Source organism: Pedobacter sp. UBA5917 (genome assembly GCF_002432345.1).
In the GTDB taxonomy this organism is placed as follows: domain Bacteria; phylum Bacteroidota; class Bacteroidia; order Sphingobacteriales; family Sphingobacteriaceae; genus Pedobacter.
Window position 1 is genome coordinate 17,858 of record NZ_DJDT01000377.1, and the last position, 26,721, is coordinate 44,578.

At 38.1% G+C, this 26,721-nt stretch carries 24 protein-coding genes; 17 read left to right on the forward strand and 7 right to left on the reverse strand.

What is annotated here, in order from left to right; translation table 11 throughout:
* Positions 1-12 precede the first annotated feature (12 nt).
* The 3 genes from B2V92_RS26375 to B2V92_RS26385 all read left to right on the forward strand — a co-directional run bounded on the left by B2V92_RS26375 (position 13) and on the right by B2V92_RS26385 (position 1,764).
* A complete protein-coding gene (locus tag B2V92_RS26375; protein ID WP_293313895.1) occupies positions 13-825 on the forward strand; it encodes a hypothetical protein in 813 nt (270 codons plus the stop codon).
* Between the two features lie 42 nt (positions 826-867).
* Entirely contained in the window at positions 868-1,083 is a 216-nt protein-coding gene (locus B2V92_RS26380; RefSeq protein WP_293313898.1) for a hypothetical protein, read from the forward strand.
* Between the two features lie 489 nt (positions 1,084-1,572).
* The gene (locus B2V92_RS26385; RefSeq protein ID WP_113948872.1) at positions 1,573-1,764 is read left to right on the forward strand and encodes a pinensin family lanthipeptide; all 192 of its coding nucleotides are present in this window, start codon (positions 1,573-1,575) and stop codon (positions 1,762-1,764) included.
* Between the two features lie 241 nt (positions 1,765-2,005).
* Here the strand turns inward: B2V92_RS26385 and B2V92_RS26390 are convergent, their stop codons facing one another.
* From B2V92_RS26390 to B2V92_RS26405, 4 genes are read right to left on the reverse strand one after another with little or no spacing between them, the layout of a single operon-like run.
* Positions 2,006-3,898 carry a lanthionine synthetase LanC family protein gene (locus B2V92_RS26390; RefSeq protein WP_293313904.1) on the reverse strand — a complete coding sequence of 631 codons (1,893 nt, stop codon included), beginning with the start codon at positions 3,896-3,898 and terminating at the stop codon, positions 2,006-2,008.
* Between the two features lie 8 nt (positions 3,899-3,906).
* Positions 3,907-4,734, reverse strand: a complete 828-nt coding sequence (locus B2V92_RS26395) for a thiopeptide-type bacteriocin biosynthesis protein (protein WP_293313907.1) — start codon at positions 4,732-4,734, stop codon at positions 3,907-3,909.
* Between the two features lie 7 nt (positions 4,735-4,741).
* A complete protein-coding gene (locus B2V92_RS26400) occupies positions 4,742-7,384 on the reverse strand; it encodes a lantibiotic dehydratase (protein ID WP_293313910.1) in 2,643 nt (880 codons plus the stop codon).
* A 12-nt stretch (positions 7,385-7,396) separates the two neighbouring features.
* Positions 7,397-9,598, reverse strand: a complete 2,202-nt coding sequence (locus tag B2V92_RS26405; protein ID WP_293313913.1) for a peptidase domain-containing ABC transporter — start codon at positions 9,596-9,598, stop codon at positions 7,397-7,399.
* Between the two features lie 89 nt (positions 9,599-9,687).
* On the opposite strand from B2V92_RS26405, the gene B2V92_RS26410 reads away from it, so the two are divergent.
* From B2V92_RS26410 to B2V92_RS26425, 4 genes are read left to right on the forward strand one after another with little or no spacing between them, the layout of a single operon-like run.
* Positions 9,688-11,133 (forward strand): DUF3526 domain-containing protein, encoded by a 1,446-nt coding sequence (locus B2V92_RS26410; RefSeq protein WP_293313915.1) that lies wholly within the window; start codon positions 9,688-9,690, stop codon positions 11,131-11,133.
* The gene (locus B2V92_RS26415) at positions 11,120-12,544 is read left to right on the forward strand and encodes a DUF3526 domain-containing protein (protein ID WP_293313918.1); all 1,425 of its coding nucleotides are present in this window, start codon (positions 11,120-11,122) and stop codon (positions 12,542-12,544) included. The genes B2V92_RS26410 and B2V92_RS26415 overlap by 14 nt, the downstream gene beginning before the upstream one ends.
* Before the next feature lie 36 nt (positions 12,545-12,580).
* Positions 12,581-14,836, forward strand: coding sequence for a TonB-dependent siderophore receptor (locus B2V92_RS26420; RefSeq protein WP_293313921.1), 2,256 nt, complete (start codon positions 12,581-12,583; stop codon positions 14,834-14,836).
* Positions 14,837-14,890: 54 nt separating this feature from the next.
* Positions 14,891-15,586 (forward strand): ABC transporter ATP-binding protein, encoded by a 696-nt coding sequence (locus tag B2V92_RS26425; protein ID WP_293313924.1) that lies wholly within the window; start codon positions 14,891-14,893, stop codon positions 15,584-15,586.
* 174 nt (positions 15,587-15,760) lie between these two features.
* On the opposite strand, the gene lysA is transcribed toward B2V92_RS26425, so the two are convergent.
* The gene (gene lysA / locus B2V92_RS26430; RefSeq protein WP_293313927.1) at positions 15,761-16,933 is read right to left on the reverse strand and encodes a diaminopimelate decarboxylase; all 1,173 of its coding nucleotides are present in this window, start codon (positions 16,931-16,933) and stop codon (positions 15,761-15,763) included.
* A gap of 165 nt (positions 16,934-17,098) precedes the next feature.
* Here lysA and B2V92_RS26435 point away from each other — a divergent pair, with 165 nt between their 5' ends.
* A complete protein-coding gene (locus tag B2V92_RS26435; RefSeq protein ID WP_293313929.1) occupies positions 17,099-17,263 on the forward strand; it encodes a hypothetical protein in 165 nt (54 codons plus the stop codon).
* On the opposite strand, the gene B2V92_RS26440 is transcribed toward B2V92_RS26435, so the two are convergent.
* On the reverse strand, positions 17,252-18,565 hold the full coding sequence (locus tag B2V92_RS26440) for an aspartate kinase (protein ID WP_293313932.1): 1,314 nt from the start codon (positions 18,563-18,565) through the stop codon (positions 17,252-17,254). The genes B2V92_RS26435 and B2V92_RS26440 overlap by 12 nt on opposite strands.
* A 263-nt stretch (positions 18,566-18,828) precedes the next feature.
* Between B2V92_RS26440 and B2V92_RS26445 the strand changes: the two genes are divergently transcribed.
* Complete coding sequence (locus B2V92_RS26445) at positions 18,829-20,565, forward strand: phospho-sugar mutase (protein WP_293313935.1); 1,737 nt, start codon at positions 18,829-18,831, stop codon at positions 20,563-20,565.
* A 146-nt stretch (positions 20,566-20,711) separates the two neighbouring features.
* On the opposite strand, the gene B2V92_RS26450 is transcribed toward B2V92_RS26445, so the two are convergent.
* On the reverse strand, positions 20,712-21,443 hold the full coding sequence (locus B2V92_RS26450; protein ID WP_293313938.1) for a hypothetical protein: 732 nt from the start codon (positions 21,441-21,443) through the stop codon (positions 20,712-20,714).
* 379 nt (positions 21,444-21,822) lie between these two features.
* Between B2V92_RS26450 and B2V92_RS26455 the strand changes: the two genes are divergently transcribed.
* The 8 genes from B2V92_RS26455 (at position 21,823) to B2V92_RS26485 (ending at position 26,711) form a co-directional block, all read left to right on the forward strand.
* Entirely contained in the window at positions 21,823-22,032 is a 210-nt protein-coding gene (locus tag B2V92_RS26455; protein ID WP_293313941.1) for a hypothetical protein, read from the forward strand.
* Positions 22,033-22,127: 95 nt separating this feature from the next.
* Entirely contained in the window at positions 22,128-22,409 is a 282-nt protein-coding gene (locus B2V92_RS26580) for a PIN domain-containing protein (RefSeq protein WP_414691909.1), read from the forward strand.
* A 324-nt stretch (positions 22,410-22,733) separates the two neighbouring features.
* A complete protein-coding gene (locus tag B2V92_RS26460) occupies positions 22,734-23,018 on the forward strand; it encodes a hypothetical protein (protein WP_158544323.1) in 285 nt (94 codons plus the stop codon).
* A 141-nt stretch (positions 23,019-23,159) separates the two neighbouring features.
* Entirely contained in the window at positions 23,160-23,930 is a 771-nt protein-coding gene (locus tag B2V92_RS26465; protein ID WP_293313948.1) for an MbnP family protein, read from the forward strand.
* On the forward strand, positions 23,930-24,967 hold the full coding sequence (locus tag B2V92_RS26470; RefSeq protein ID WP_293313951.1) for a cytochrome-c peroxidase: 1,038 nt from the start codon (positions 23,930-23,932) through the stop codon (positions 24,965-24,967). Before B2V92_RS26465 ends, B2V92_RS26470 begins: the two co-directional genes overlap by 1 nt.
* The gene (locus B2V92_RS26475) at positions 24,957-25,907 is read left to right on the forward strand and encodes a transporter (protein ID WP_293313953.1); all 951 of its coding nucleotides are present in this window, start codon (positions 24,957-24,959) and stop codon (positions 25,905-25,907) included. Before B2V92_RS26470 ends, B2V92_RS26475 begins: the two co-directional genes overlap by 11 nt.
* 11 nt (positions 25,908-25,918) lie before the next feature.
* Entirely contained in the window at positions 25,919-26,350 is a 432-nt protein-coding gene (locus B2V92_RS26480) for a hypothetical protein (protein ID WP_293313956.1), read from the forward strand.
* Between the two features lie 100 nt (positions 26,351-26,450).
* Entirely contained in the window at positions 26,451-26,711 is a 261-nt protein-coding gene (locus B2V92_RS26485) for a YHS domain-containing protein (RefSeq protein ID WP_293313959.1), read from the forward strand.
* The last annotated feature ends 10 nt before the right edge of the window (positions 26,712-26,721 follow it).

A 26,721-nucleotide genomic window follows, 5' to 3' on the forward strand; every position in this document is an offset into this window, starting at 1 on the left:
CAAAACAAAAAAATGAAAACTAAAATTACCGCTCTTTCTTCTTTACTTTTCCTTACTGTATTTACTTCCTGTACATCTTTTCTTACCCCAGCTATTATGGGTAACAACATGGGCTATATACCAAAAGCAATGGGTGCAGATACGATTAAGACTTTAACCACTGTATCAGCAAGTTATGCAGGCTCTATTTCGCCAAATGCAGGCACTGCTTTCGAACTGGGAATGGCAAATATAAGCCGGTCGCACACTTTCGAAAAATCGAATATTTCCTATGGAATTTTCGGTTATGCCGGAAAAGCATCAGATGGAGATCATAATGATAATGCAGAATATTTAAAAAATTATTACCCCTCTTTTAAGAAATCTGTTAGCGGTATTGGCTTAAGGTTTTCTACCGGATTCCATAATACTTCGGCCAATGGAAATACAGACTTCAGGTATATTAACTTTGAAAATTCACTTAGTTTTGAAGGTGGAGATTATGCGAATTTCAGACAAGAGGTTTACAGCAACCACATACCTGACTATGTAGCCGTTAGCAACAAAAAGACAATTTTAACAACCGGATTATCTACAGAAGTAATTTGGAGAGCGAGGTTTGACCATGAAATCCGGCATGCTTTTAGGTTTTTCATAGGGGGCACGCCTAATTTCGCAAATAGCTTTAGATCTGGCGCCAAAGCAAATGATTTTATCAATGGAAAAAATTCAATGGGCTGGGTTTTCAATTATTTTCTGTACATACATCGATTTTCGCTTTCGTACGAAATGGCAGATAATGTAAATTACGCGCAGAAAATAAGTCTTGGTTATTCATTCCGCTAAAACATAATCAACCTGGCGCTGTTCTGATATAAATAGATAATCATGAACAAAACAGTAGGCCTAATTTTAATCGTAGTGGGTATTGCCATGTTAATTTGGACTGGCTTTAGTTATACCAAAAAAGAAAAGATAGTTGATGCAGGCCACATCCAAATATCTGCTGACAAAGAAAAATCAGTTAACTGGCCTCCTTACGCTGGCGGTATTATTTTAGTTGCCGGTGTTTTTGTTTTTGTCGCAGCTAAAAACAAGAAGTAAATAACTCTATTCCCAACGGATTTTTAAAACATCCGTCATCTCGACCGGAACGCAGTGGAGTGGAGAGATCTATCCCGAGATTCATTTCTCCACTCCGTTGCGCCTGATAACCATCGGGCCTGCTCGAAATGACTACATTGCGAGAGATTTCTATCGTCAACAGATCATTAATAAGTCCCTTATCAAACTCGCTGTACTCCACTCGAAATGACGGGGTCTTAAATATTTTTCACCTCCCACCTCTCTACCCGCACCTTTATCACAGGTATCTCCATGTATTTCCTGAAATACGACGACTAGCAACAAATAAACAAAATACTGATAATCAACACCTTGGTTTTCATTTAAACATTATTCGCAACATAGTTGCAAAAATATCGATCTTTATTTTGCAACATAGTTGCAATTAATTAACTTAGTGCTGTTGCAACCGGGGATAAGCCGAAAACCCGTAACCACCAGTAGGCATCAACATTAATCAATTATTTTATGAAAAATCAATCAGAAAAAATCACTTTAAGTTTAGAGGACCTTCAATTAGAAAGTTTTGTAACCAGTATTGATAGCGAAGTGGCTATGCGTTTATCGGGCGGTTTGGGTAATGTATCGGAGCCTACCCACACCGAACAAACAGATGACCACCATACGCCACCGGTTAAATGTACCACCGTTATTTGTTAGTTAATAACAGGTGTTTTCATCTCAAGGCGCTTTAGGGCGCCTTGTTTCGTTAAGCGATGGGCGGTTAGCGTAATGCGATTAGCGACTTGCGTTTGGCGTATCGCGGTTAGCGGTTGAGAACAATTAACCATTACTCAGTTTGCAATTCTCAGCTACGAATGAAACTATTCTAGTTTGGATCCTGAAACAAGTTCAGGAGAACGAATGGATAGGAAGTGATACAGTTAACCGATTTAAACAATTAACCAGTTAACCCAAATACCTCCACAAAGCCTGCTTTAATTAATAATCGGATCTGCTGAACTACTTTATCTTGCAACTCAGCCAATGACTTTTCAGTTATATTCTCATTAAAAAGAATAGACTGAAGCGATTCTACAAGCTCCACTCCTTTCAGTTCCTTTTTCTCGATTGCATTTAAAATCATTGCGGCAAATACACCAACCTGTACTTCTTTTATTCCATTTCCTTCACTGATCAATAAAAGAATATCTAAATCATTGGTTTTATTGTAATGGTAAATTACTACATGTGTACTTAATCTGAAAGTACTTTCCATTAACGCCTCATCCCTTATCAGAAGACTTTCTTCGGCTATTTTTTGCCAGTACTTATTTTTTCGTTCAAAACTGAAATAACCTTTGTGCTCCTTCCATAAATTAACCAAACTACTTTCTAAATCGAATACTTTTTGAATTTCCCTGCTACTGATTTTCGATACTTCAGATTGAAGTTTTATTTTAAAATCATTAATGTCTTTGGCATCAAAAAAAGTTGAATCAACAGCATTTAATTTTTCTAATGTTCTCTTATAATATTTAGAAAAAATAGCTTGTTTAACCAGATTTTTACCGTATTTATCTTCAAATATGATTTTTTTATCGCTTTTGGGCAATTTCGGAGCCAATATGCTATCCATGTCTTTACCATTCAAAACGTTTAGGATAATATAACCAATACCTGATTTGCCCGAGAGCAATCCACAATCATCACATCCACACGAAATATAACCATTATAGCTATTTGTTTTTTGATGAAAACCCCTGGCCTGAGCCAATATGGAAACAATTTTCGTTTTCATACCATGGTTTAATAAAAACGGAATCATGCCACAGTAACCGCTTACCAATGTAAAATCAGTCCGGTCGAGTTTTTCAAGATCATCTACACAGCGCTTCAGAACATTGTTGCAGTCTATTTCATATTGTTTATCTTTTGTGAGCTGATATGCCATTTGCCTTGTAATTCCTATTCCGGCAGCACCGTGTGCCCAGGCATTTACATCAGTCATTTCAGGCAAAAAAGTTTGCAGCTTCCATTGATAAACATCTGGTTTATTTAAACGGTGTGGTCCGAGGCGCAAATCCAACCAGTTTTTTGCTGGTGCGTGGTAATATTGCATCTCATATTTTAACGCCTCTTCTGCAAGATAGATCAATCCATCAGTTTTAAAATATGCACCAACCTGCATCAAAACCCAGGCAATGCCCGATGCACCATGCGAAAAACCCGTCATACTATCATAGGCCTTTTTAGAACCGGAGTAGTCCCATTTAAAGCCCTGTTCTGATATCCTTGCTTCTGTAATCAGTCTATCCATCAACAAATTGACCATATTTAAAACGCTAACATCGGCAGTATGATGATAAAGCAAGGTCAACATCAATAAATTACCGCTATAACCGCTTAAAAGATCGGTTTTCAATAAACCTTCCGTTAATTCCTGCCGATTAGACAAAGTAAGTTCGAGTGCTTTTTCTTTGTAAAAATATTCGCCTGTAACCTCGAAAACCTTTAAACAAGTATAAATTACCCCACCCAATCCGGTATAAAGTGCAAAAAATTTTGGGTTCAATACTGCATCGGCATTTAAGATGCGATGCATCCCTTTATTCACGATCCTTAAATGGTCAATATTTCCATCGGATTGATATAAGGTTAAAAAGAACAGGATAATACCGCAATTGCCATTAAAAAGATCGTAACTTTCCCTGAATTCGTACTCATCAGGATTGACGTAAAAAGGTGTTGACCACCAGATTTCAAGATCATTTTCCTGGAGATTGGAAATCAACTCCACATAGATTTCATCAAGCTGTTCTTTCAGTTTTTCGGTATCTTTTTCGGTAAACATCTTCGAGATTACTGGATTTTATTTTTATGTATAAACTGCAAACAGGCTATCATAACATGCATGATGTAGGCCTCTTCATAGTTAGAAATACCCAGGCGGTTATTGTTCATGTGCATAAAGCTGGAGATTATCTGAAATAACCTATCTTTTTCAAAATCAGAATTTTGATATCGATTCATCACTTCAGTAGTTTTTGATAAATAATCCAATAAATCGTGATTTACCACAACTCCATTTAGCTCTTGCCAAAACTGATTTGTTGCCTGAATGGTTTGATTTTTCACAGGAGCAAAAACCTTTTCAAATTGGCTCAACCAAAAAGTACGCTGTTCTTCCTTTGGATCGGTTTGATTGTATAATTTTGGTAACCAACCTTCTAAAAAGAAATTACATACTGCTATCAGTGTTTCTTTATCCCATTTTAAAGTATGCAGTAAGGTGAGGTGTAATTTTATTGCCTGAATGGCAGGCAGTTGACTTGCTTCTTTTTTAGCGATCCAATTCAATACATAGTTAGCAGAACATTCAAAATATTCTTCTGCCCAGGTTATGCTTTTGTAATTCCCATAACGATCGATTTCTGGTTCATATTGAGCAACCTGAATAGATTTAATACTTGTATTTTCTAAATTTAACGCTTTAACAATCTCGTCGTGCTCAATTTCAGCAGCTTTCAACCTTAAACGGATATGATCTCCGCCTTCCCAATAGCGTATAAAAAACCAGGGGCCATACCATTGTTGAATAAAAGGATGTATAACTTGTTTTAAAAGCCTGTCGGCATTTTCATCATAAAAAATGTATAGCGACAGCCATTTTTCTTCCTGTTTTTTCATAAACCCATCAGTTATTATACCATTGAATGAGGTATTCGCGTACCATATGCTGATTGGGTTTTGGATAAACCTCTTCTAAAGTGATGTATTCGCCTGCCCTTAAAAGCAATTTTTTAAACATAGCGATCAGTAAAGGATGATCAAAAGATAAATATTGTGGTTTATAATCATCATGCAGCCCCTCCCGTTTTCCTTCAGGTTTTGCCTGATAAGCACGTTTCCGCAGAAAAATAAAAACCTCATTTGGAATTTTATTCCTTTCCAACCAGTTACTTAATTTGATAAAATAGCTGAAATCAGATTCGGCCTGTTTCTGGACCGGGAGAATTTCGGTTTTGATCCGCCATGTTTTACGCCGGATAACCACATTTTCAGCATAAACGATCCTGGGCAGCGTAAATATATCAGGGGCAGGAACAACGTGTTTATCCATATAAAACTGATCAACCAACTGGATAAAAGGCTGTAATGATACACGGGCATCAGGATTAAAATGTGCAAGCAGCTGATAAAGGTTAGAGCGGTTATAAAAAGACTCCAAACTTAAATCATAGCTAAATAATTCCGAATCGCCAGAATGTAACGTAAGAATTTTCCTTTCTGTGTTATACCTAATTTTTAGGTCGCGGATATTAAATCGTTGATTTAAAGGATAGATATTATTTCCACCAGGCAGCTCAAGTTCATGCGTCAATAAAGCTGGATGAATGTTGGCATTGAATGTTGAGGCATCACTAAGCTCCACTTTAATCTGATCTGGAAAAAGCTTTTCGTTATGCCGAACAAAACTTTGGGTAACCTTTTCATCAAATAATGATAAAAATCTCCCGCTTACCTTACCCATACCAGGCAAAAGCGCATTGATCACACCCGAAAATCCGTCTTTATCATCAGAAAACTGCACAAACATACCCAATGATGATTTTTGCGCTAAATTTTGACTTTCTGGCAGATCAGCAAAAAAATCAGGACTAAATTGAATCAGCTCTTCATTAGCATCAATTAATTGAGCAAATTTCATCAAAACAGCTTCCTTCCATTGCTTAAGTGCTAAATAATCAACTTCTTCCAGTAATTTCTGTTCTTTTTCAGGCTTTTTAACAAAAAAGTAATAGTCTTTGTAAAAAGTTGTTAAAGTTACAGCTTCGTCATCTGGATAATGCTGCGAAAAGAAATCACGCATTTTTTCCCGTTCTTTTCGCATTACATCGAGCGGAAGCAGATGACCAACCAGCTCGTCTATTTTCAAAACAAAATCTTTAACAGGTTGATCAGGAAGCATTAAATTTTCAGAAGTAAAGCAATCTTCGTAAAAAATATGCTTTGCTGAAAAATAATAAGGCACAAATTTATTGAGTGAAAAATTAACTGTTTCAGGGCTTTCTGCTGCCAATTTCTGATCAGATGCAGCAGCGTAGAAAGGAAGCCCGGCTTCTTGTTGTAATTCAGCAAATACAATATTTAGTTGTTTCTCGGCTTCCTGAAGAATGTTATATCTGGCAAAAGGATCAGCTGATTGATATGCCATTATATAATCTTTCAAACACTCAAAAAGCGAAATAATCGGTAAAACTGAAGGTTCTTCGTCTCTTAGGTCCATAAGAAAAAGCAATAGTTTATCACCCCAATGTTCATCCATCCCCGAAAATCCCAGGTTCATTTCGAGCATTCCCGCTTCCATCAACCTGATCAGGTAAATTTTTATGCTTTCGTGCTCACCATTCTCGAGGTATTCGGCACAATAATGAATTAATTTTTTCAGGGAAACCAACCCATCATTATCACTAAAATATTCGTAAACAATTAACTGTAAACCATTTGCATTTATCTGTTGAAAAGATTCTATGTTATTGAAATTACTCAAAAAACAGATCTTATCGTCCTTAATTTCGGCTGTTAAGTTTAGTTTAACCAACAAATGCTCATTCAATAATGGATGTTTTTTAATAATGGCCTTAAGATATTCGAATATGGTATTGTTTAATTTTAACCGGCTTTTAACCTGTGGTACTGCACCTACACGATCAAACGGATTTGTTTGGCCTAGAGTCATTAATCCGCTGTAGGTAAAACTACTAAATGGCGAGGTTTTAAAAGCCATCCTGCTGAGATACCGCAACAAACTGAACAGTATACGTTGCTCCTTTTGTTTAAAGTTTTTGCCGTCTTTTTTAACGAAACTGTTTAGCTGTTCGTAAAGTAAAGGACTGGATAATAAAAGTCCTTTCTGTAATTCAGGGCTTAAAGCCATCTGCTGTAACCATTTACGATGAAGATTTTGCACATCTTCAAATTTTGCTACATTTTCATCAAGAAAAAATGCAAGTTCTTCTGTTTTATCCAAATAACTTAGCAGGCCATTCTGTAACGTTTTTGGTAAGAGAAAAATGTGCTCATTATTGATCTTTTTATCATTGAATACCTGCCTTTTAATATTAATAAGCTGTTGTCTTACTTTATCATCCTGCTGCTCAGTAATAACGGGATATAAAGCATCGCAAAAGCTACTTTTTAACTGTTCTTTTTCGTGAATGAGTCTCCTTAAAGATTTCAACAGATTTTCTGTGTCTCTTAACTTTAAATTGTCAAAAAGTTGATGATGTAATCCGGCATAACGCACCAAAGAATAAGGAAAAATCTGTAAGCTCATAGTGATAGGTATTTATTTGCCCAGTTCGAGTTGGTTTTTGATCAGGTTATAATAGCTTCCTTTTTTAAGAAGCAAACTTTCGTGGGTACCCTGCTCCCGGATTTCACCCTGGTGCATTACCACAATCTGATCGGCATGTTTAACGGTACTCAACCTGTGGGCTACAATCAGCACCGTTTTGCCCTTAAAAAAAGTATTCAGGTTATTTACAATCGATCGCTCATTCTGTGCGTCAAGGGCATTGGTAGCTTCATCCAAAAACACATAATCAGGGTTACGGTAAATCATCCGGGCGATTAATAAACGTTGTTTTTGTCCTTCGCTAAGCCCGTAACCATCCCTCCCCACCACAGTATCGTAGCCAAAAGGCATTGACGAGAAAAAATCGTGCATATTGGCCATTTTAGAAGCCTCATAAAGCTTATCGAAATCTTTTACCCCAGCACCGGCAAAAATGTTATTGGCGATCGAATCCATAAACACATAGCCATCCTGCATCACCACACCACAATGTTTCCGCCACGATTTCGCATTAACGTTGCTGATATTTTGTTCACCCAGACTGATTTCACCATCGGTTAAGCCATAAAATTTCAATAGGAGTTTAATGAGTGTTGTTTTACCGCTCCCGCTCATGCCCACAATCGCTGTAACTTTTCGGGCAGGAATTAACAGGTCAATATCCTTTAAAACAAAAGGAGAATGCCTGCTTCCGTACTGAAAAGAGACTTTGTTCAAAGAAATATCAACGGGGCCGGAATCTTTCAGGTCCTCTTTTACTTCCAGGTCCTCTTCTTCTTCCTGCTGTACTTCGTCCATCCGCATTAAACTGAATTTGGTATTCTGCGATACCCTCGAAAACTCGACAAGTTGATTAACAGGCGCATTAAGCTGCCCACATACGTAAGTAACAGCCAACATGCCTCCAAGCGTAATCTGATCGTTAATCACCAGCATGGCCGCAGCGTAGGTAATGAGTACATTTTTAACCTCATTAATAAAAGAACCAACGCCCTGCATGCGCTGATCGAGCTGGAGTGCTTCTAGTTTCAGATCGAACGACTGATCCTGCAGGCTCTCCCAGAGTTCTTTTTTATCTTCTTCGCTCCCCGTAAGTTTGATTTCCTGCATGGCATAAAAAATCTCCAAAAGCAATTGCTGATTGGCAGAAAGCACCTTAAACTTCTTTTGATCGATAATTTTACGTTTCTGCTGAAAAGAGTTAGACCAGATGATACTAATTCCTGCCCCAATGATGAAAAGCAGGAATATCTGCCAGTTATAATAAAATAATACCCCGCCGAGTACCAATAAAGTAATGGCCGAAAGGATAAAATTGATCAGAAAATTGGTTAAAAACTCTTCAATACGCTGGTTATCGTTTACCCGCTGCATATTGTCGCCTGCCTGGCGGTTATCAAAAAAAGAAAAAGGCAGTTTCATCAGTTTTGCCAGAAAATCTTTCAGCATGATGATACTTGTTCTGGCGCCGATGCGGAACAAAATCCTCGCCCGCATAAAATCCATCAACATCCGGCCCGAAAAAAGCATTAACTGACCTAAACAGATAAGCAAAAGCAGATTAGTATTTTTTCCGTTAATACCTTTATCAACCACCATTTGAGTAAGTAACGGAATGATAAGCGAAAAACCACTTGCCAGAATTAAACTCATCAATACCGGCAACCAACCTTTGCGGTGCAGTTTAAGGTAAGGCAATAAAGACCAAAGGGTTGTTTTGTGCTCGGGGATTTCCTTTAAATCGATAAAAGCCTGATCAGGCTGTAACAGTAAAACCCTGCCCGATTTCTTTTCTGTATTGATTGCCCAGCCAGCCAAAAAATCTTCAATATTAAGTTTAATCTTACTGTTTAAAGCAGGATCTGCCAGATAAACATATTGATCATTTACTTCATAAAGTACTATATAATGTTGTTTTTGCCAATGTAATATGCAAGGCATCGGAACATTATCAAGTTTACTAAAAGACAATTCTGCGGCGAGGGTTTTAAAACCGAGATGATCAGCAGCATCGATCAGATCGAGCATGGTTGTACCCTGCTTACCAATGCGGCACAATTTCCTTAAATGCTGCATCGAAAGATTTTTACCATGATAAGCCGCAACCATTTTTAAACACACGGGGCCACAATCCATCGCATCGGGCTGCTTATAAAACGGGTACTTATTTCTACGGATAAAATCTTTAAACATGGCGTAAAGAAAATTGGTAAATGCAATGTAGTTGCAAATATGTAAAATATAATGCAACTTTGATGCATTAAAAAATTACAAATTTTCAGATGGATAAAAAGGGTTTTGCCACCTGGCAGATGCTGATCAAAAAAGAATTATTACTGAATTACCGGAATAAGACGGTGCTGATTTCGGCCATTATTGTATGGGGGCTATTTATTGCCGCTACCGTATGTACAGTTTTAAACTATCAGATCAGCCATAAACAGCGTTTGGCTGCAAATGTGCTTTTCAGACAGCAATGGGAACACCAGCAACGTAACCCACACGATGCAGGCCATTTTGGAACCTACCTGTTTAAACCGGTTAACCTGCTTAACGTTTTTGATACCGGCATTAACGACTTTACGGGCAGTACCTATCGGGTTGAAGCCCACGTGCAGCATGAAATGAGCGATAGCGAAGCCGAGAATAATGACACGGCCATGCGCTTTGGAAACCTCACTTTCGCACTGATTTTACAATTGCTCATCCCCTTATTTCTGTTATTCAATACTTCTACCAGCATTACCAGCGAAAAAGAAAGTGGCACGCTTAAAATGCTTTTAGCGCAAGGCCTGAGTAGCCGAAAAATTATCTGGACAAAGGTTTGGGCAAATTACCTGCTTATTACAGCCATAGTGTTGCCTGTTTTTATATTGATAGCCGCAGTAATTTCATTTTCAACCGATGCTGTTGTGCTTCTACCCAGATTTGGATGGATTCTGGTTACTTTTTTATTATACTTTTTGCTCATTGCATTGGTAGGCACACTAATTTCAGCCATCTGTAGCCACTCTGGCAAGGCATTGCTAATGGCTTTATGCTTTTGGGTTTTCACTGGAATCATTTTCCCGAAAGTAATTACAGGCGTTGCAGACCGTAGTTATCCCTTAATGTCGCGTGCTACTTTTAGCGATCTGGTTGAGCAGGGCTATAGAAAAGGTTTAAACGGAAATGATCCTTACGCAGCCCGTGGCGAACGCTATATCAATAGTTTATTGAAGAAATATCATGTAGATAGCGTTTCGGCCCTACCGTTTAATCTGGACGGCTTAACGCTCCAATACAATGAAGATTACCGCACCATGGCTTTTAACCATTATTTTAAATCAGTTGAAAACAGTTTTGATCAGCAACAGCATTTTCTAAGCACCGCAGGCATTTTCGATCCTTTCCTATCCACCAAACGTTTATCGATGGCTTTGGCAGGATCGGACTTTTACCATCACGAACAGTTTTTTAAACAGGCCCAAACTTACCGCAACCAATTAATCAGGCAATTAAACATGCAATTGGCCATGCATGGTAAAACTGTTAAAGGCGAATACATCGTTGGACCAAAATATTTTAGCCAGCTTAAAGATTTCAAGTATCAGCTACCTGCACTCAAACAAGTGTTAAACTTAAGAATAACAGCTTTTTCATCTCTCTTAGGCTGGATTTTGATCCTTGTATTATTTCTTCAATTTATTGCTTCACGTTATTTAGCCCTTCATTATGCAGCTGCTTAAAACCATCTTTCTATTTGAACTCCGATTGCTCGCAAGGCAAAAATTCATCCTGTTATTGATCGGTTTTTTCTTCCTGACCGGGATTTACAGCATTTATTACGGTTATCGTTTTACGCAAAAACAATTGCTAGCTATCGATAGTCTGGAAAGCGGATACCAAAAAAAATATAAGGAATTAGAAGCCAGTTTTTCAGCAGACATCACTACTACGGAAGGCAAAACCCTGTTTAATCAAGCCGGTATCCCTTCAGTAATTGAATACAAAAACCCTTTAAATGCCGTTCATAAACCACAATCAGTAAGCATTTTATCAATCGGACAGCGAGATATACAACCTTATTATGATGTGATTACGCGGCGACGCAATTTTGTGCAGGGTTCGAATGCCGAAATCTCAAATCCTGAAATGCAGGCATCAGGTAATTTTGACCTGGCTTATGTGATGATCTACCTCATACCGATACTAGCCATTGCATTAACCTATAATACCTGGTCCAAAGAAAAAGAACAACAAACCGACAAACTACTATCGCTACAGGGAATTTATTTCGGGAAGATTATCGGTTATAAACTTGCTTTCCGTTTTCTGTTGGTTGGTTTAATGGTGTGGCTGTTGAGCATCGTCGGGTTTATCATTTCGGCCAAACTGATCGCATTTGATCTTACCGCAGCTATATTATGGCTGATTAGCGCAAGTGCCTATATTTTCTTCTGGTTTGCCATTACCTTTTTCATCATCAGGCTCGGCAAAAGTTCGGTACATAACGCCCTTTATCTTTTGGGCCTGTGGTGTGCGCTGTTGATTTTATTACCTGCGTTGTGTAATACAGTTGTGCGATTGTACTACCCCATTCCTTTAAAAACCGATGCAGCTGTAGCACTAAGGGAAAATAGTGAAGCGGTTTGGGCGATGCCGCGTAAATTATTGATCGACACTTTTTACCTGAACAACCCAAAATACAGCCATTTAAGGGAAGCGGCAGACACAAGTGAAACGAGCAATAAACGTTTTGCGGCTTATTACGATCTTTTAGGCAGGCGTATGACACGGAGCATCGAGCACTACAACCAATATCCGGCAGCACAAAATAAAGCAGTAGGAAACCTAAACTGGATCAATCCGGCTACTAAAACACAATACCTATTGAACGGCATAGCCGGAACAGGACTGAACGATTACCTCTCGTATCAGGAGCAGGTAAATGCCTTTCAAAAAACATGGGTTGATTTTATGACTGGCTATATTATCTCAGATAAAAAACTAAACTTAAATGATTTAAGAAACTTACCTCAATTTAAACTTAAATCAATAAAAAACAAAAATCAGAATATTATAGCGGGTATTTTATACCTCTTTGGCATTAGTTTCTGCATCATTTTCCTCTCCAAAAAAATCCCTGTTAAAATTTAATTCAAACGATAATATACATACCAATCACACAAAAAAATGAAGAAAACACTTTACTTAATTTTACTCTTATTTATTTCGGTACCACAGGTTTTTGCGCAGCACGAGAAACGGAATAAATCATCACAGGATTCGACCACAAAAACACGACAGCTTAACGAAGTCCGCATTGATGGCCAGAAAGCAGTTAAACTTAAAAAAGACACCCTATCCAATACCTTAAGAATGCAGGTTCCGTTGTTGCAGATGCCACAAAACATCATCAGCATTTCTTCTGCCCTGATACAACAACAAGGTGGCTTGCAATTAAAAGACGTGGCCAGAAATGCCAGCGGCGTGTATTTCGGTTATAATAGCTCGCCCTTTGATAATTCGGCATCGATAAAAGTGAGGGGATTTAATGCAGCCACCACCATAAACGGGATGCCAAACCGATTGGTTTTAGGTGCTACACTGGATGATGAATCCATTATCGAAAACCTTGAGTTTATTAAAGGTCCGGCAGGTTTTATAAGTGCTTTGGGCGAACCTGGTGGAACTTTGAACATTGTAACGAAATCGCCAAAAGAAAAACTGTTGAATGTGCAGGTTACGGGTGGCAATTATAATCTTTTCCGTGCTACTGCTGATATCGGGAGCGCTTTAAAAAGCAACGGCTTTTCTTACCGTTTCAATACCGCTTTTCAGCATCAGGATTCGTATCTCAATTACATGAAAGCCACCAAATATGTAATTGCACCGGTGTTACAATATAATTTCAGTCCACGCACTTACCTGATTGCCGAATATAATTACATCCGTGGAGAGGTTAAAAACGGCTCATCAATCAATAAATTACGTCAGGATAAAGATGTATTACAGGATCCGATCAGCTTAAATTTCAGCGCAGGGATCGGATTACCCTTAAGTATTTCGCAAACGCATACGTTTAGGTTTAGTGCCGTTCATAAATTTAACGAAAACTGGCAGCTTACCTCCCAATCCAATTTTGTTAAATCGCCGGCCAATCAATGGTACATGGTATCGGCAAATAACAGAACATCGATAAGTTTTAACGATCAGGGTAAAACCAACCGTATTGCCAGCAACTCGAATCTGTTGGGCGAAACCTATAATACCAACCTGTTTTTATCAGGAAAATTTAAAACAGGTGCATTTAAACATACTTTGCTGATTGGAAGTGATTATACCACTGGTAACGACTCATTATCTACATATTACGGCACCATTTCTACTCCATTTGAAAGAAATAATCCAAACTTTTATGTAGATCCAAACACCGTAAGCATTACCAAAAGATCAATCAGACAGGAAAACCACATCCATTACTCTGCAGCTTATGTTTATGATAACATCGCATTTGATAAATTTTTGCTAACTGTTGGTGCACGTTATACGGATTACCGCAACCGTAATATTTTAACCACAACAAAAGGTCCGCGTACGCCCGATTATTATAAACAACACGCATTTTCGCCACGGGCAGCCTTAAGTTTTATGCCTGACTCTACATCTTCTATTTATTTCCTGTTCGATCAATCATTTGTACCTAAAACCGGTCAGGTGGTAACCGAAACCATTGATGGTCCGCAGGCCGGACAAAAAACCGTTACCGCATCGAAACCTGTTGAGCCCGAATTAGGTACCAATCTTGAACTTGGCCTTAAAAAGAACTGGTTTAATGGCCGTTTGTTAACTACTGTAAACGGTTTCCATTCGGTAAAAAGAAATGTTGCGGCAAGGGATTTCAGAAGCTACTCGGCTGCCGGAGGTGCAATTGCTTATTACATGCAATTGGGCGAAGTAGTAAGCAATGGTTTTGAGGTAGATGTTATCGGGAATATTACCGATCGATTATCACTGATCACCAATTATACTTATGTGGATGCCAAAGTTACCAAAGATAATAATTTGAACCCAACAGCTGATGATCCATCAATTGTAGGCCAAAAAATGCCTGATGTACCCCAACAGGTTTTTAATACCTGGTTGCAATACAGCATCCCATTAAAAGGTTATAACAAAATTTCGATCAGTGCGGGCCAAACTACCATTACAAAACTTTCGGCCATTAGCCAGCGTGATACTTATTTACCCAATTATACCAAATTTGATGCAGGCTTAAGTTTTAGCAATCCTAAATACATGGTGAGATTGATTGCAGATAATTTAACCAATAAACGTTATATGGCTTCGGGAGATATTACCACTGATTTTCCTTATGCAGGTAACAATTATTTCTTTATCGAGGGTGAACCTTTTACAATCAGGCTTTCTTTGGGTGTAAAATTTTAATTTTTAAGCGGTCTGTTTAGCGATAAGCAGACCGCATATTTATTTTATTCATATATGTTAGAAGCAATCGGATTAACCAAAAAATACCAGGAGCATGTTGCCCTGAATAACCTGAATTTAAAGGTAGAAGCCGGAGAAGTATTTTGTTTGCTGGGGCAAAACGGCGCCGGCAAAACCACTACCATCAACCTTTTTCTTGGTTTTACCGCTGCCAGTAGTGGCGAGGCAAAGGTAAATGGCCTGGTGGTTAGCCCAAATAACGAGCAAACGAAGCAGTTTTTGGCCTACATCCCCGAAGTGGTGATGCTTTATGGTCATTTAAGCAGTATAGAAAACCTCGACTTTTTTAGCCGTATCGCAGGATACACCTATAAAAAAGATGAACTTGAGAGTTTTTTATTGCAGGCAGGTTTGCAGCCAGAAGCTTTCCATAAAAGAGTGGGCAGTTACAGTAAGGGAATGCGGCAAAAAGTAGGGATTGCTATTGCAGTAGCTAAAAATGCAAAAGTAATTTTAATGGACGAGCCAACAAGCGGCCTCGATCCTAAAGCGACAGATGAGTTTAGCGAAATTGTAAAACAGCTTTCGCAGGATGGCCGGAGTGTTTTTATGGCCACACACGATATTTTTAATGCAGTAAATGTAGGTACAAGAATTGGGATTATGCGGCAAGGATCGCTAGTGCATACGCTGGATGCAAAGGATATTTCGGCTGTTGATTTACAGAAATTGTATTTAGAGACGATTTAAACAAAAGCCGTCATTGCGATACACTTACAATAAAAAACCGTCATCTCGACTGAAACGCAGTGGAATGGAGAGATCTATCTCGAGACAGATTTCTCGACTCCGTTTCACTCCGCTCGAAATGACGGTATTTTTTATAAGATTGCTTCGCCGTTTTTCCTCGCAATGACGAAATCTTTATATCTCGTAACTGTAAACCGATCTTATTGCATCTCTTAAGTTGTATTTCGAAGCCATTACCTCGCCATAAGCACCGGCACTGCGGATAGCAAAAATATCACCCCTGAACGATTCAGGCTGTTCTACCTCTTTACCAAAGCAATCGGTACTTTCACAGATAGGTCCGACGATATCATATTTTACGGCTGTTGACTCCGGACTTCCGACTTCGGACTTCCGACTTAAATTCTCAATTTTATGATACGCCTGGTATAAAGCCGGACGCATCAATTCGGTCATACCCGCATCTAAAACCACGAAATTTTTCTTCTTTCCGTTTTTAATGTAAAGTACACGGGTAATTAAAGAGGCTGATTGGCCCACTAATGCCCTGCCTAATTCAAAATGCACTTCCTGACCTGGTTTAACGGTTAAAAACTCATTAAAAATCTTGAAATATGATCCGAAATCGGGGATCTGGTGATCAGGATTGTAATAATCGATTCCTAAACCGCCACCAACGTTCAATACCTGAAGGTTAAAACCTTTATCTTCAAACCAGGCTGCAAATTCGTTTACACGCACGCAAAGGTTTTTATATACATCCAGATTGGTAATCTGCGAACCGATATGGAAGTGGATACCGATAAATTTAAGGTTAGGCGAAGCTTTTAAGGTTTCGGCACATTCAGGCAAATCCCAAGAGTTGATCCCGAATTTATTCTCATCCAAACCTGTGGTAATGTTGTGATGGGTGTGTGCATCAACATTTGGGTTAATGCGGACCGCCACCTGTGCAGTTTTGCCTTTTTTAGCGGCAAGTTCGTTAAGCACATCCAGTTCCTGGATAGATTCTACGTTAAAGCAGAAAATATCAAGATCAAGGGCTTCGTTTATTTCCTTATCTGATTTACCTACACCGGCAAAAACGATTTTTTTGTTATCGAAACCAACCTCAACGGCACGTCTCACCTCTCCTGCACTCACACAATCGGCACCAAAACCGATCGCTTTGATCTGGTTTAACAGCACAGAATTGAAATTTGCCTTTAGCGCATAGTGAATGTGGAATTTATACGGAGCTGCTGCATCTGCGCAGGTGCGCAAGGTTTTTTGCAACAGATCGGTATCATAGTAGTAAAAAGGCGTTTCAATATTGTTAAACTTTGATATATCTTTATCGGCGAACATGTTCAGATTCCTTATTATAATTTTAATTTTATTCTTTGGGCTAATTTATTTGGGTAATTACCTGGATTTAAAGCACGGAAGGATTACCCAGAAACAGTACAACGGAAAAATCCGGTTTTTTATCGTGTTGCTCTTTATTGTACTTTTCCTTTTATTTATCAAAAAATGAAGATAGCAGCTGCCATATTTATCATCCTTGTTCTTTCTGCAGGATTATATAATTCTTACAAAAAACATAAAAATGGATTGCTGCCCGCAAGCTTTCTGGCTTTTCATTTCCTGATCGGCCTACTGGTAGCAATCGGTGCTTTTTTCCTCTTATTCGAATAACCTGTTGTGCAGACTTCTTAAAGCTTCAGTTTTATACTCGCTTAAAATCAAAAGCGAAACGTTATAGTTACTTCCACCGTAAGAAATCATACGGATCGGAATGTGTTTTAATCCTTCTAAAACCCTGCTGGCGAAACCATGTTTTTCTGAACCAAAGTCGCCAACTACACAAACAATACTATGATCGGTATCCACTTCAACTGTCCCGAAACTTTCCAGTTCTTCGATAATCTGCGGCAAATGCGCTGTTTCATCGATGGTTAACGATACGGCAACCTCTGAAGTGGTAATCATATCGATAGGTGTTTTATAACGTTCGAAAACCTCAAAAACACGACGTAAGAAACCATAAGCCAATAACATCCTGCTCGATTGGATACGGATAGCCGTAATGCCATCTTTTGCAGCAATTGATTTAATTTTACCTTTTTCGCTATCGTGGGTAATTAAAGTACCTGCTGCAGAAGGCTCCATGGTATTTAACAAACGAACCGGGATTTTATATTTCTGCGCCGGAAAAACCGATTGCGGATGCAAAATCTTCGCTCCGAAATAAGCCAACTCGGCTGCTTCGTCGAACGATAACTGTGCAATTGGTTTAGTACCTTTAACAATACGCGGGTCGTTGTTGTGCATGCCGTCGATATCTGTCCAGATTTGAACTTCTTCGGCCAGAATTGCTGCGCCCAATAATGATGCGGTGTAATCGCTACCGCCACGGCGCAGGTTATCTACTTCACCAAAACTGTTACGGCAAATGTATCCCTGTGTAATGAACAACTTATTGTCTTTATGCTGCTGCAAAAGAGGCGTTAAATGTTTGGTGGTAAAAGGAATATCAGGTTCGTTGTCTTCATCCGTTTTCATAAAATCCAGAGCAGGCAACAATACCGATGGTACGCCGATTGATTTTAAATAAATGTGATATAAAGTTGTAGATAATAGCTCACCCTGCGCCAAGACTACTTTTTCTTCGATCGGGGTAAAAATATCGTTCGCCAATCCGGCCAAAAAACCAAAATGATAATCGATTACTTCATTTCCCTGCTCTTGAAATTCGGCAGCAGGCAATAATTCAACAACAAAAGTTTTATATTTCTGATATAGATTTTCGACACACTCGCTTCCCTTCTTCTTATCTCCGGCTAAAAAATAATTTGCAATTTCTACTAAACTATTTGTAGTACCAGACACGGCTGATAAAACTACAATCTGCTCTTCATTTGGATTAATGATATCCAACAACTTCGTCATGCGCTCGGGACTACCTACAGAAGTACCCCCAAATTTTAATATTTTCATCTATTTATCAATTGTTTATGATCCGGAATAAAACGATGGTAATTTTGCAAATTTTAAAACTATTTTAAAAAAGTTACAATCGCCCGCCATTAATACTGGATTTTCTTTATTATTGTATCGGGGCGTGAAAATAAGCAAAAGCAGCTTAAAAGCAACACCCTCAACAAAATAAAATTTGGATGGATTAAAATAAATGGCCTTCAACCAAACTTCATCCCTTAAAATTTGTTCAACACCAGATATTAAATTTAAAAAACAGCTCAATGCAGGCAATTGACCAATCAACACAAGCCACAATCAATCAATGGCTAAGTGGAAATTATGATGAAAATACCAAGGCAGAAATACAGGCCCTTGTAGATAAAGATGCAACAACCGAATTAACTGATGCATTTTATAGAAGTTTAGAATTTGGAACGGGCGGTTTACGTGGCATTATGGGTGCCGGTTCTAACCGGATCAACAAATATACCATTGGTACCGCAACCCAGGGCTTGGCAAATTACCTGAACAATAAATATCCGGGCGAAAAAATCAGCGTGGCCATTGCACACGATAGCCGTAACAATTCGGACTATTTTGCAAAAATTACTGCAGATGTTTTCTCTGCAAACGGTATAAAAGTTTATTTCTTTTCTGCTTTAAGACCAACACCCGAATTATCGTTCGCGGTACGTCATTTTGGCTGCAAAAGTGGTGTAATGTTAACGGCATCGCATAACCCTAAAGAATATAATGGTTATAAAGCTTATGGTGCTGATGGTGGTCAGTTTACTTCTCCTGATGATAAACTGGTAATTGATGAAGTAAATAAAATTAAAAGCATCGACGAGGTTAAATTCGACCGGGTAGAAGCGAACATTCAATTAATCGGAGAAGATGTAGACAAGTTGTATCTTGATGGTATTACTGCACTTTCAATTTCTCCGGAAGCGATAAAAAGACAGCATGATTTAAAAATTGTGTACTCTCCTATCCACGGAACAGGAATTACACTTGTACCTAAAGCTTTAGCGCAGTTTGGTTTTACAAACGTTACTGTTGTTGAAGAGCAAAGTACACCTGATGGAAATTTCCCAACGGTGGTGTATCCTAACCCTGAAGAAAAGGATGCATTAACCCTGGCCATGAACAAAGCAAAAGAAATTGATGCCGATTTAGTACTGGCAACCGATCCTGATGCCGACCGCGTAGGTATTGCAGTTAAAGATAACGATGGCGAATGGGTTTTACTTAACGGTAACCAAACCGGTAGTTTATTGATTAATTACTTATTATCGGCCTGGGAGGGTAGCGGTAAATTAGATGGTAACCAGTTTATTGTAAAAACGATTGTTACTTCTAACCTGATCGAAGAAATTGCCAAAAAGAAAAATGTAACTTATTACAATACCTTAACCGGATTTAAGTACATCGGCCAGTTAATGACAGAACTGGAAGGTAAAAAATATTTTATCGGTGGCGGTGAGGAAAGTTACGGCTACCTGATCGGTGATCTGGTACGTGATAAAGATGCGGTGGTTTCTGCCGCTTTCATTTCTGAAATGACAGCTTACTACAAAGATAAAGGCGCAAGTTTATACAATGCCTTGTTGGATATGTATGTAGAATACGGCCTTTACAAGGAAGATCTGGTTTCGCTAACGAAAAAAGGTAAATCAGGTGCTGAAGAAATTAAAGCCATGATGGTTAAATTCAGGGAAAATCCGCCTGCAACACTCGGTGGATCAAAAGTTTCGGTATTGAAAGATTACGAATTAAGCCGGGAAACTGATTTAACAACAGGTAAGGTAACCAAACTGGATTACCCAACTTCTGATGTTCTGCAATTTATTACCGAAGATGGAAGTATTGTTTCGGCACGTCCGAGTGGTACAGAACCAAAAATTAAATTCTATTGCAGTGTAAATGCACCTTTGGCCGATAGAAAGGATTTTGATGCGGTTAATGCACAGCTTGGAGAAAAGATTAAAGCAGTAATGACTGATTTGCAGGCATAGTTTTAATCACTGATACCACAGATTAAAAGGATAAGCACAGATGAAGGTCATTCATCTGTGCTTTTTGTTTAGTGTCGTCACCCTTTTATTTTGCTACATCTTATTTTATTTGCCACAGAGGCACGGATTAGCACAGAGGACTTTGATTAATCAATCAACTCTTTTATGTTTTTCTTAGAAATATAAATAATAGCAGCTTGATTTTTTTCAGATGAAACAGACTTTCCTGTTTTTTTATCGTGAATACTCTGTGTGGCTGAGACATACAATCTTCCCGCCCCATCTACATGTAAATTGGTGATCTGGTTATTAAAAGGAACAGGAAGTATTTTCGAAAATCCATGTTCAAAAATTGTGATATCTCGTTTTAAAATATAATTGTGATCCGGATTACCGTTAATTGGCTCCAAATTTTCTTTTAGTTTTATTTTAACCTGATTATCCAAATTAACCGTTGCAAATTCCTGCGATCTTTCTTCAGAAACATTATATTGAGTACATCTTTTCCAGGTAAATCCTTTATCAAGTGTAAAGAATTGACTAAATGTGGCAAGCAATTGATTCTCTTTGTTTTTAAGGCTGTTGGCCTGCAGTGCGAAAACCGTATCCTTAACCGATAAAAAACCATAGATAGGCTGGTGATTTACCTTCGTTCTCTTCCACGTTTTACCCTTATCGGTAGTTTGATAGATTTCGGTAAGGGTTGATACCATTAGCGTATCATCAATATTTCCATAAATGGCATGGGCTTCTTTCCCATCTGCAATTTCGATTCTCGTCCAATTTGGATCATTAAAAGTGGGTGATACATCTGGCAGCTCTTTTTTGGCGCATGAGGATAGTACCATCATCACCGCGATAGTTTTAAGTAATTTCATAGGTTTCATTTTTGTGTAAGGCAAGATAAGTAAAATTTACTTTAAACTAAAAACACAGGTAATTTATAGCCACAGAGTTTTTAGAATTAACCACAGATGCACATAGATAAACACAGATTTATTTCTGGTCTATCTACTGGTTTTAGCGTCTCGCTAAGATCACCTTTCGTTTTTCCACATCTTATTTTATTTACCACGGAGGCACATATTAGCTCAGAGAAGTTATAGCTGAGAATGATAAGAATTTTTCCATAACCTCAGTGAATCTGTGGCAGAAAAATAATTATAATACTAACTCACACATAAACTATAGAATTACGAGAAGTCAACACACCAATAAAATAGATTGCTTATATTTACATTTAGAAATGATAACACTATGACAGCGATAATTTTAAAAGATAATGTTGAGCAACGCAAAATTGATGCGTTACTAGCCTTTTTAAAGTCATGGGACATCGATGCGGAATTAAAAACCACTGATACAGAGAAATTAACCGAAGCGGTTGAATTTTCTCTATCTAAAGGCATTTGGAGTGATTATAATATTGATTCAGAAGAACTTCGTAAAAAAGCCTGGAAGAGATAATGGTTTTATGCGATACAAATATCTTGATTGAAATTTACAAAGGCAATGAGTTAGTTATTGAAAATTTTTAAAAAATCGGCCAAAATAATGTCGCAATTTCAGATGTTAACTGCGCTGAATTACTTTATGGAGCCAGGAATAAAAAAGAGTTAAGCTTAATCAAGAAAGATATAGATAAACTATTAACTCTCCCTATTTCTTCGCCAATATCTAGAAAAGCAGTAAAATTAGTAGCACAATTTTCTTTATCACACAATCTTAGCCTACCAAATGCTTTAATTGCATCCACCGCCATGTTTCATGAACTAGAACTTTTCACTTTAAATATTAAGGGCTTTAGATTTATAGATAATGTGATACTTTACAATCTAAAATAAAGTTATACTCTTTAAGAAATTTATTCCATTAGTCCTTAGCTTCTCGCTAAGATCTTCAATTTTGCCACAGAGGCACAGATTAACACAGAGAAGTTATAGCTAAAAATGGTAAGGAAGTTTTCCGTGATCTCCGTGAATCCGTGGCAAAATAATTACATAGAAATCTGTGGTTAACTCAATCTCATCATTTTTTCTTTGCTGCAATCAATTTCTTTAATACTTTTGCAGCGCAATACCATGTTCAAAAAAATCCTCATATATCTTATCATAACATGCACCGTTAGTAACGGCTTTATGCAATTGGTAATTTATTCAGGCTATAAAATGAACAAAGAATACATTACCAGTGTATTTTGTATCAATAAAGAACATCCTGAACTGCATTGCGATGGACAATGTTTCCTGGCTAAAAAATTAAAAGACCTCGAAGGCAAAAACAAACAGGCACAAGAAAACCTGAAAAGAGTTACCGAAGCTGAACCCAGGTTTCAAACGGTAGCTTTAAACCATCAAATTCCTTATTTTATCATCACTTCAGAAAATCTTTACATCGAAAAACCGGTTAAAGATCTTTCGATTTCTATTTTTCATCCACCGAAAACGGTTTAAGTAAACTTTTCTTTGCGATCGTCACCCTGAATTTATTTCAGGGTCAATTATGCATTTCATCAAAAGATGCTGAACTGAATTCAGCATGACGACTGTATTAGAATTTCTTCAATTATTTTTTACTTATTCAATTTTCTTAAAATGAAATTATCACAATACTTATTGGCATTGGTGTGCCCTATTATAATATTATCTTCCTGCAAAAAAAGTACCGACGAAGTTACTCCTGATGCTAAATCGACCTTTTCAATCGAGTTCGAAAATCAGGTAAACGGAAGTCCGCTGGTTTTAAATACCACCACTTATAAAAATGCAAAAGGCGAAGATTTTAAAATCAACATCTTTAAATACTATGTAAGCAACATCAAATTAAGCAAAGCTGACGGGAGTAGTTACCTCTTACCTGAAAGTTATTTTTTAATTGATGCCTCGAAGCCTGAATCAACTAATATTACACTAAAAGATGTTCCTGTTGGCGATTATACAAAAATTGAATATACCATTGGTGTAGATTATGCCCGCAACTTTGCCGGTGCTCAAACCGGTGCTTTAGACCCTATAAATGGTATGTTCTGGACCTGGAACAGCGGTTATATATTTGTTAAGCTTGAAGGAACTTCGCCACAGTCTACCGATAAAGGAAATGCACTTACCTTCCACATTGGTGGTGTTACCGATCCGAATAATACGATCAGGACATTTGCTACTGAGATTAATGCAGCAAATCCACTCCGCGTACGTACAGATGGCAAACCAAACATGCACTTTATCGTAAATGCAGCAGCATTATTTACTGGTAAAACCGACGTCAGTTTTGCTACATTAAATTTCACTATGGGTGGTGCAAATTCTGTAATTGTAGCCAACAATTATGCAAGTGGTTTATTCCGTTTAGATCACATCCATAACTAATGTTGAGGAAAATATCCGTTATCGCAGTGCTTTTGATAAGCATTGCGATGATGTATGCCTGTAGCAAAAATGAAGAGGAAATAACACCCGAAGAAAAGAAGATCACCTTCTCTATTCCGGCAAACTTTCCTACTCCGGCATACAATTTCGAAGACAACAAGTTAACCAACGCAGGTTTTGCACTCGGCAAGAAATTATTTTATGAAGCCCGGTTATCGGCCGATAAAAGTGTTTCGTGCGGAAGCTGTCACCAGCAGTTTGCAGCCTTTACACAGCTCGATCATAAAGTAAGTCACGGCGTAAACAACTGTCAGGGAAAGCGTAATACACCTCCCCTTTTTAACCTGGCCTGGCAAAAAGCTTTCTTTTGGGATGGTGGTGTAAAAAACATCGAAACTTCGCCGCTTAACGCCATTACCGACGCCTGCGAAATGGGTACCGATATACAGACCATCGTTGCATTTCTGAAAAATACAGCACCTTATCCTGATTTATTTAAACAGGCTTTTGGATCAACAGAAATCAATTCGCAGCTGATTTTAAAGTCGATTACCCAATTTACAGCAGTACTGGTTTCGGGAAATTCGAAATATGATAAGGTAATGCGAAAAGAAGGCGGTATTTCTTTCAATGCAACCGAACAGGCAGGTTACAGTCTTTTCAAAGAAAAATGTACCTCTTGCCATGCAGAACCATTTTTTACAGATTTCTCTTACCGGAGCAACGGTTTGGATCTGGTAAGTACAGACGAAGGACGTTCGCACATTACAGGCCAGGCGGCTGATTTTGGCAAATTCCGTGTACCTACTTTACGCAACATTGAATATACCAGCCCATACATGCACGATGGCCGTTTTTACAGTGTGGACGAGGTTTTAGAACACTACAATTCGGGCGTAAAAGCTTCAGCCAATCTCGATGTCCAGTTAAAGAGCGGTATCTCTTTAAGCTCAACAGAAAAAGAGCAGATCAAAGCATTTTTAAAAACATTAACAGACAATGAATTCATCAAAAATACATTATACAGTGAGTCGTAAACTATTAGTCTTAATTTTCATACTCACGGGTAGCCAGGTTTTTGCCTGCGATATCTGTGGCTGTTTTATGGGTATTACTCCCTATTATAACCGTAACAGCATTAGCCTTTTATACCGTTACCGGTCTTTTAGCGGCTACGAAGGACAATCGCATTCCTTGTTTCCTAATGGGGGAAATTTCTTTATTCCAGCCCGAAGTCAGGATTCACCGATCACCAATCATGCAGGTAATCCGGGAGATTATGAACTTTACCGTTCTCTAGAAATCAGGGGTAAATATTTCATCAACAGTAAAATCGAAATCAATGCCATTTTGCCCTATGTTTCAAATAGTGAGCGTTACAATGGTTACACTTCATCAATTTCTGGTGTGGGCGATATCAATCTGTATGCAGGCTATCACCTGGTTCAAAAACTGGAAGATAATTTCAAACAGCAGCTAATTGCCGGTGCAGGCGTAAAATTACCTACAGGTAAAAACGATTTCAAAAATACGGCTGGCATCCGTTATTCGTCCTTAATGCAGGCCGGAACAGGTAGTACAGATGGTTTTGTATATCTGAATTACATGGTTGGCCTTGGCAAATTCGGGGCAAGTTTAAATACTTCTTATAAGGTTAACGGCACCAATAGCCGCGATGAAGGCATTGCCAACAGTACCACCAGTTTCCTGAATATTTTTTATAAACAAAGTATCGGCAAAGATGTACAGTTAATGCCATCGGCCCAATTCTTTTATGAATATTCTGCCGGAGAAAAGTACAAAGGTCAAAAAACCGGAGAACATGTAATGAATAACCTGATGGGTGGTGCTGGCGTAGATGTTTTTTATAAAAATATAGCCTTAAACGCCGGGCTGCAAAAGAACATCTGGGAAGCAAAAACCGACCACCCCATGAGTGCCGGAAAAGTTTATGTCGGAATTACCTATAATTTTTAAATCACAATAATATGAACAGATTAAACATTGTAATACTCAGCCTGGTAACAATTTTATTTTTTGCCTGTAAAACTGAACCAGATTCGAAAGCAGTACGCAAAGAAGTGCTTAATATCCACGATAAACTGATGATTGATGGAGAAAAAGTAGTTAAAAATAAAATGAAGCTCGATAAAATTCTGATTTCTGATCAGGTTAAAATGGCTCCCGATTCTGTACAGCAAAAGCAAAAAGTGAGCGATTTGATCAACAGGTTAAACGCTGCCGACGAAAAAATGATGGATTGGATGCATTTCTTCAAAGATGATTTTAAGGGAAAAACCGAACAGGAAGACCTTGATTATTACAAAGCAGAAATGGTTAAAATCAGGGCTGTAGAAGATGGTTATATTAAGGTTACAAAAGAATCGGATTCGTTAATTAAGGTGTACCACGTAAAGTAAAAAGTCGGATGTCCGAAGTCTGAAGATTAGGAGCATAACACCTGGGCATCCAAACCCCGGTCTTCGGACATCAGACTTCTGACTTTTAAAATAAATAAAAATGAAAAAATCAATTTTAGCAATAATCCTTATTGGATCAGCAACAATAGCAATAAAATCGAACGCAAATACAATAATCGACGGTACAAAAACATATCCGGCTGATTCAGTAAAAAAAGTTTTGGTGGATCCCGTTTGTAAAATGAAAATTAAGCCAAACACAGCTAAAACCACCGTTTATAATAAAATCACCTACAATTTTTGTTCAGAAAGCTGTAAACAAAAGTTTTTGGCAGAACCGGCAAAGTATGTTAAAAAATAGATCGGAAGAC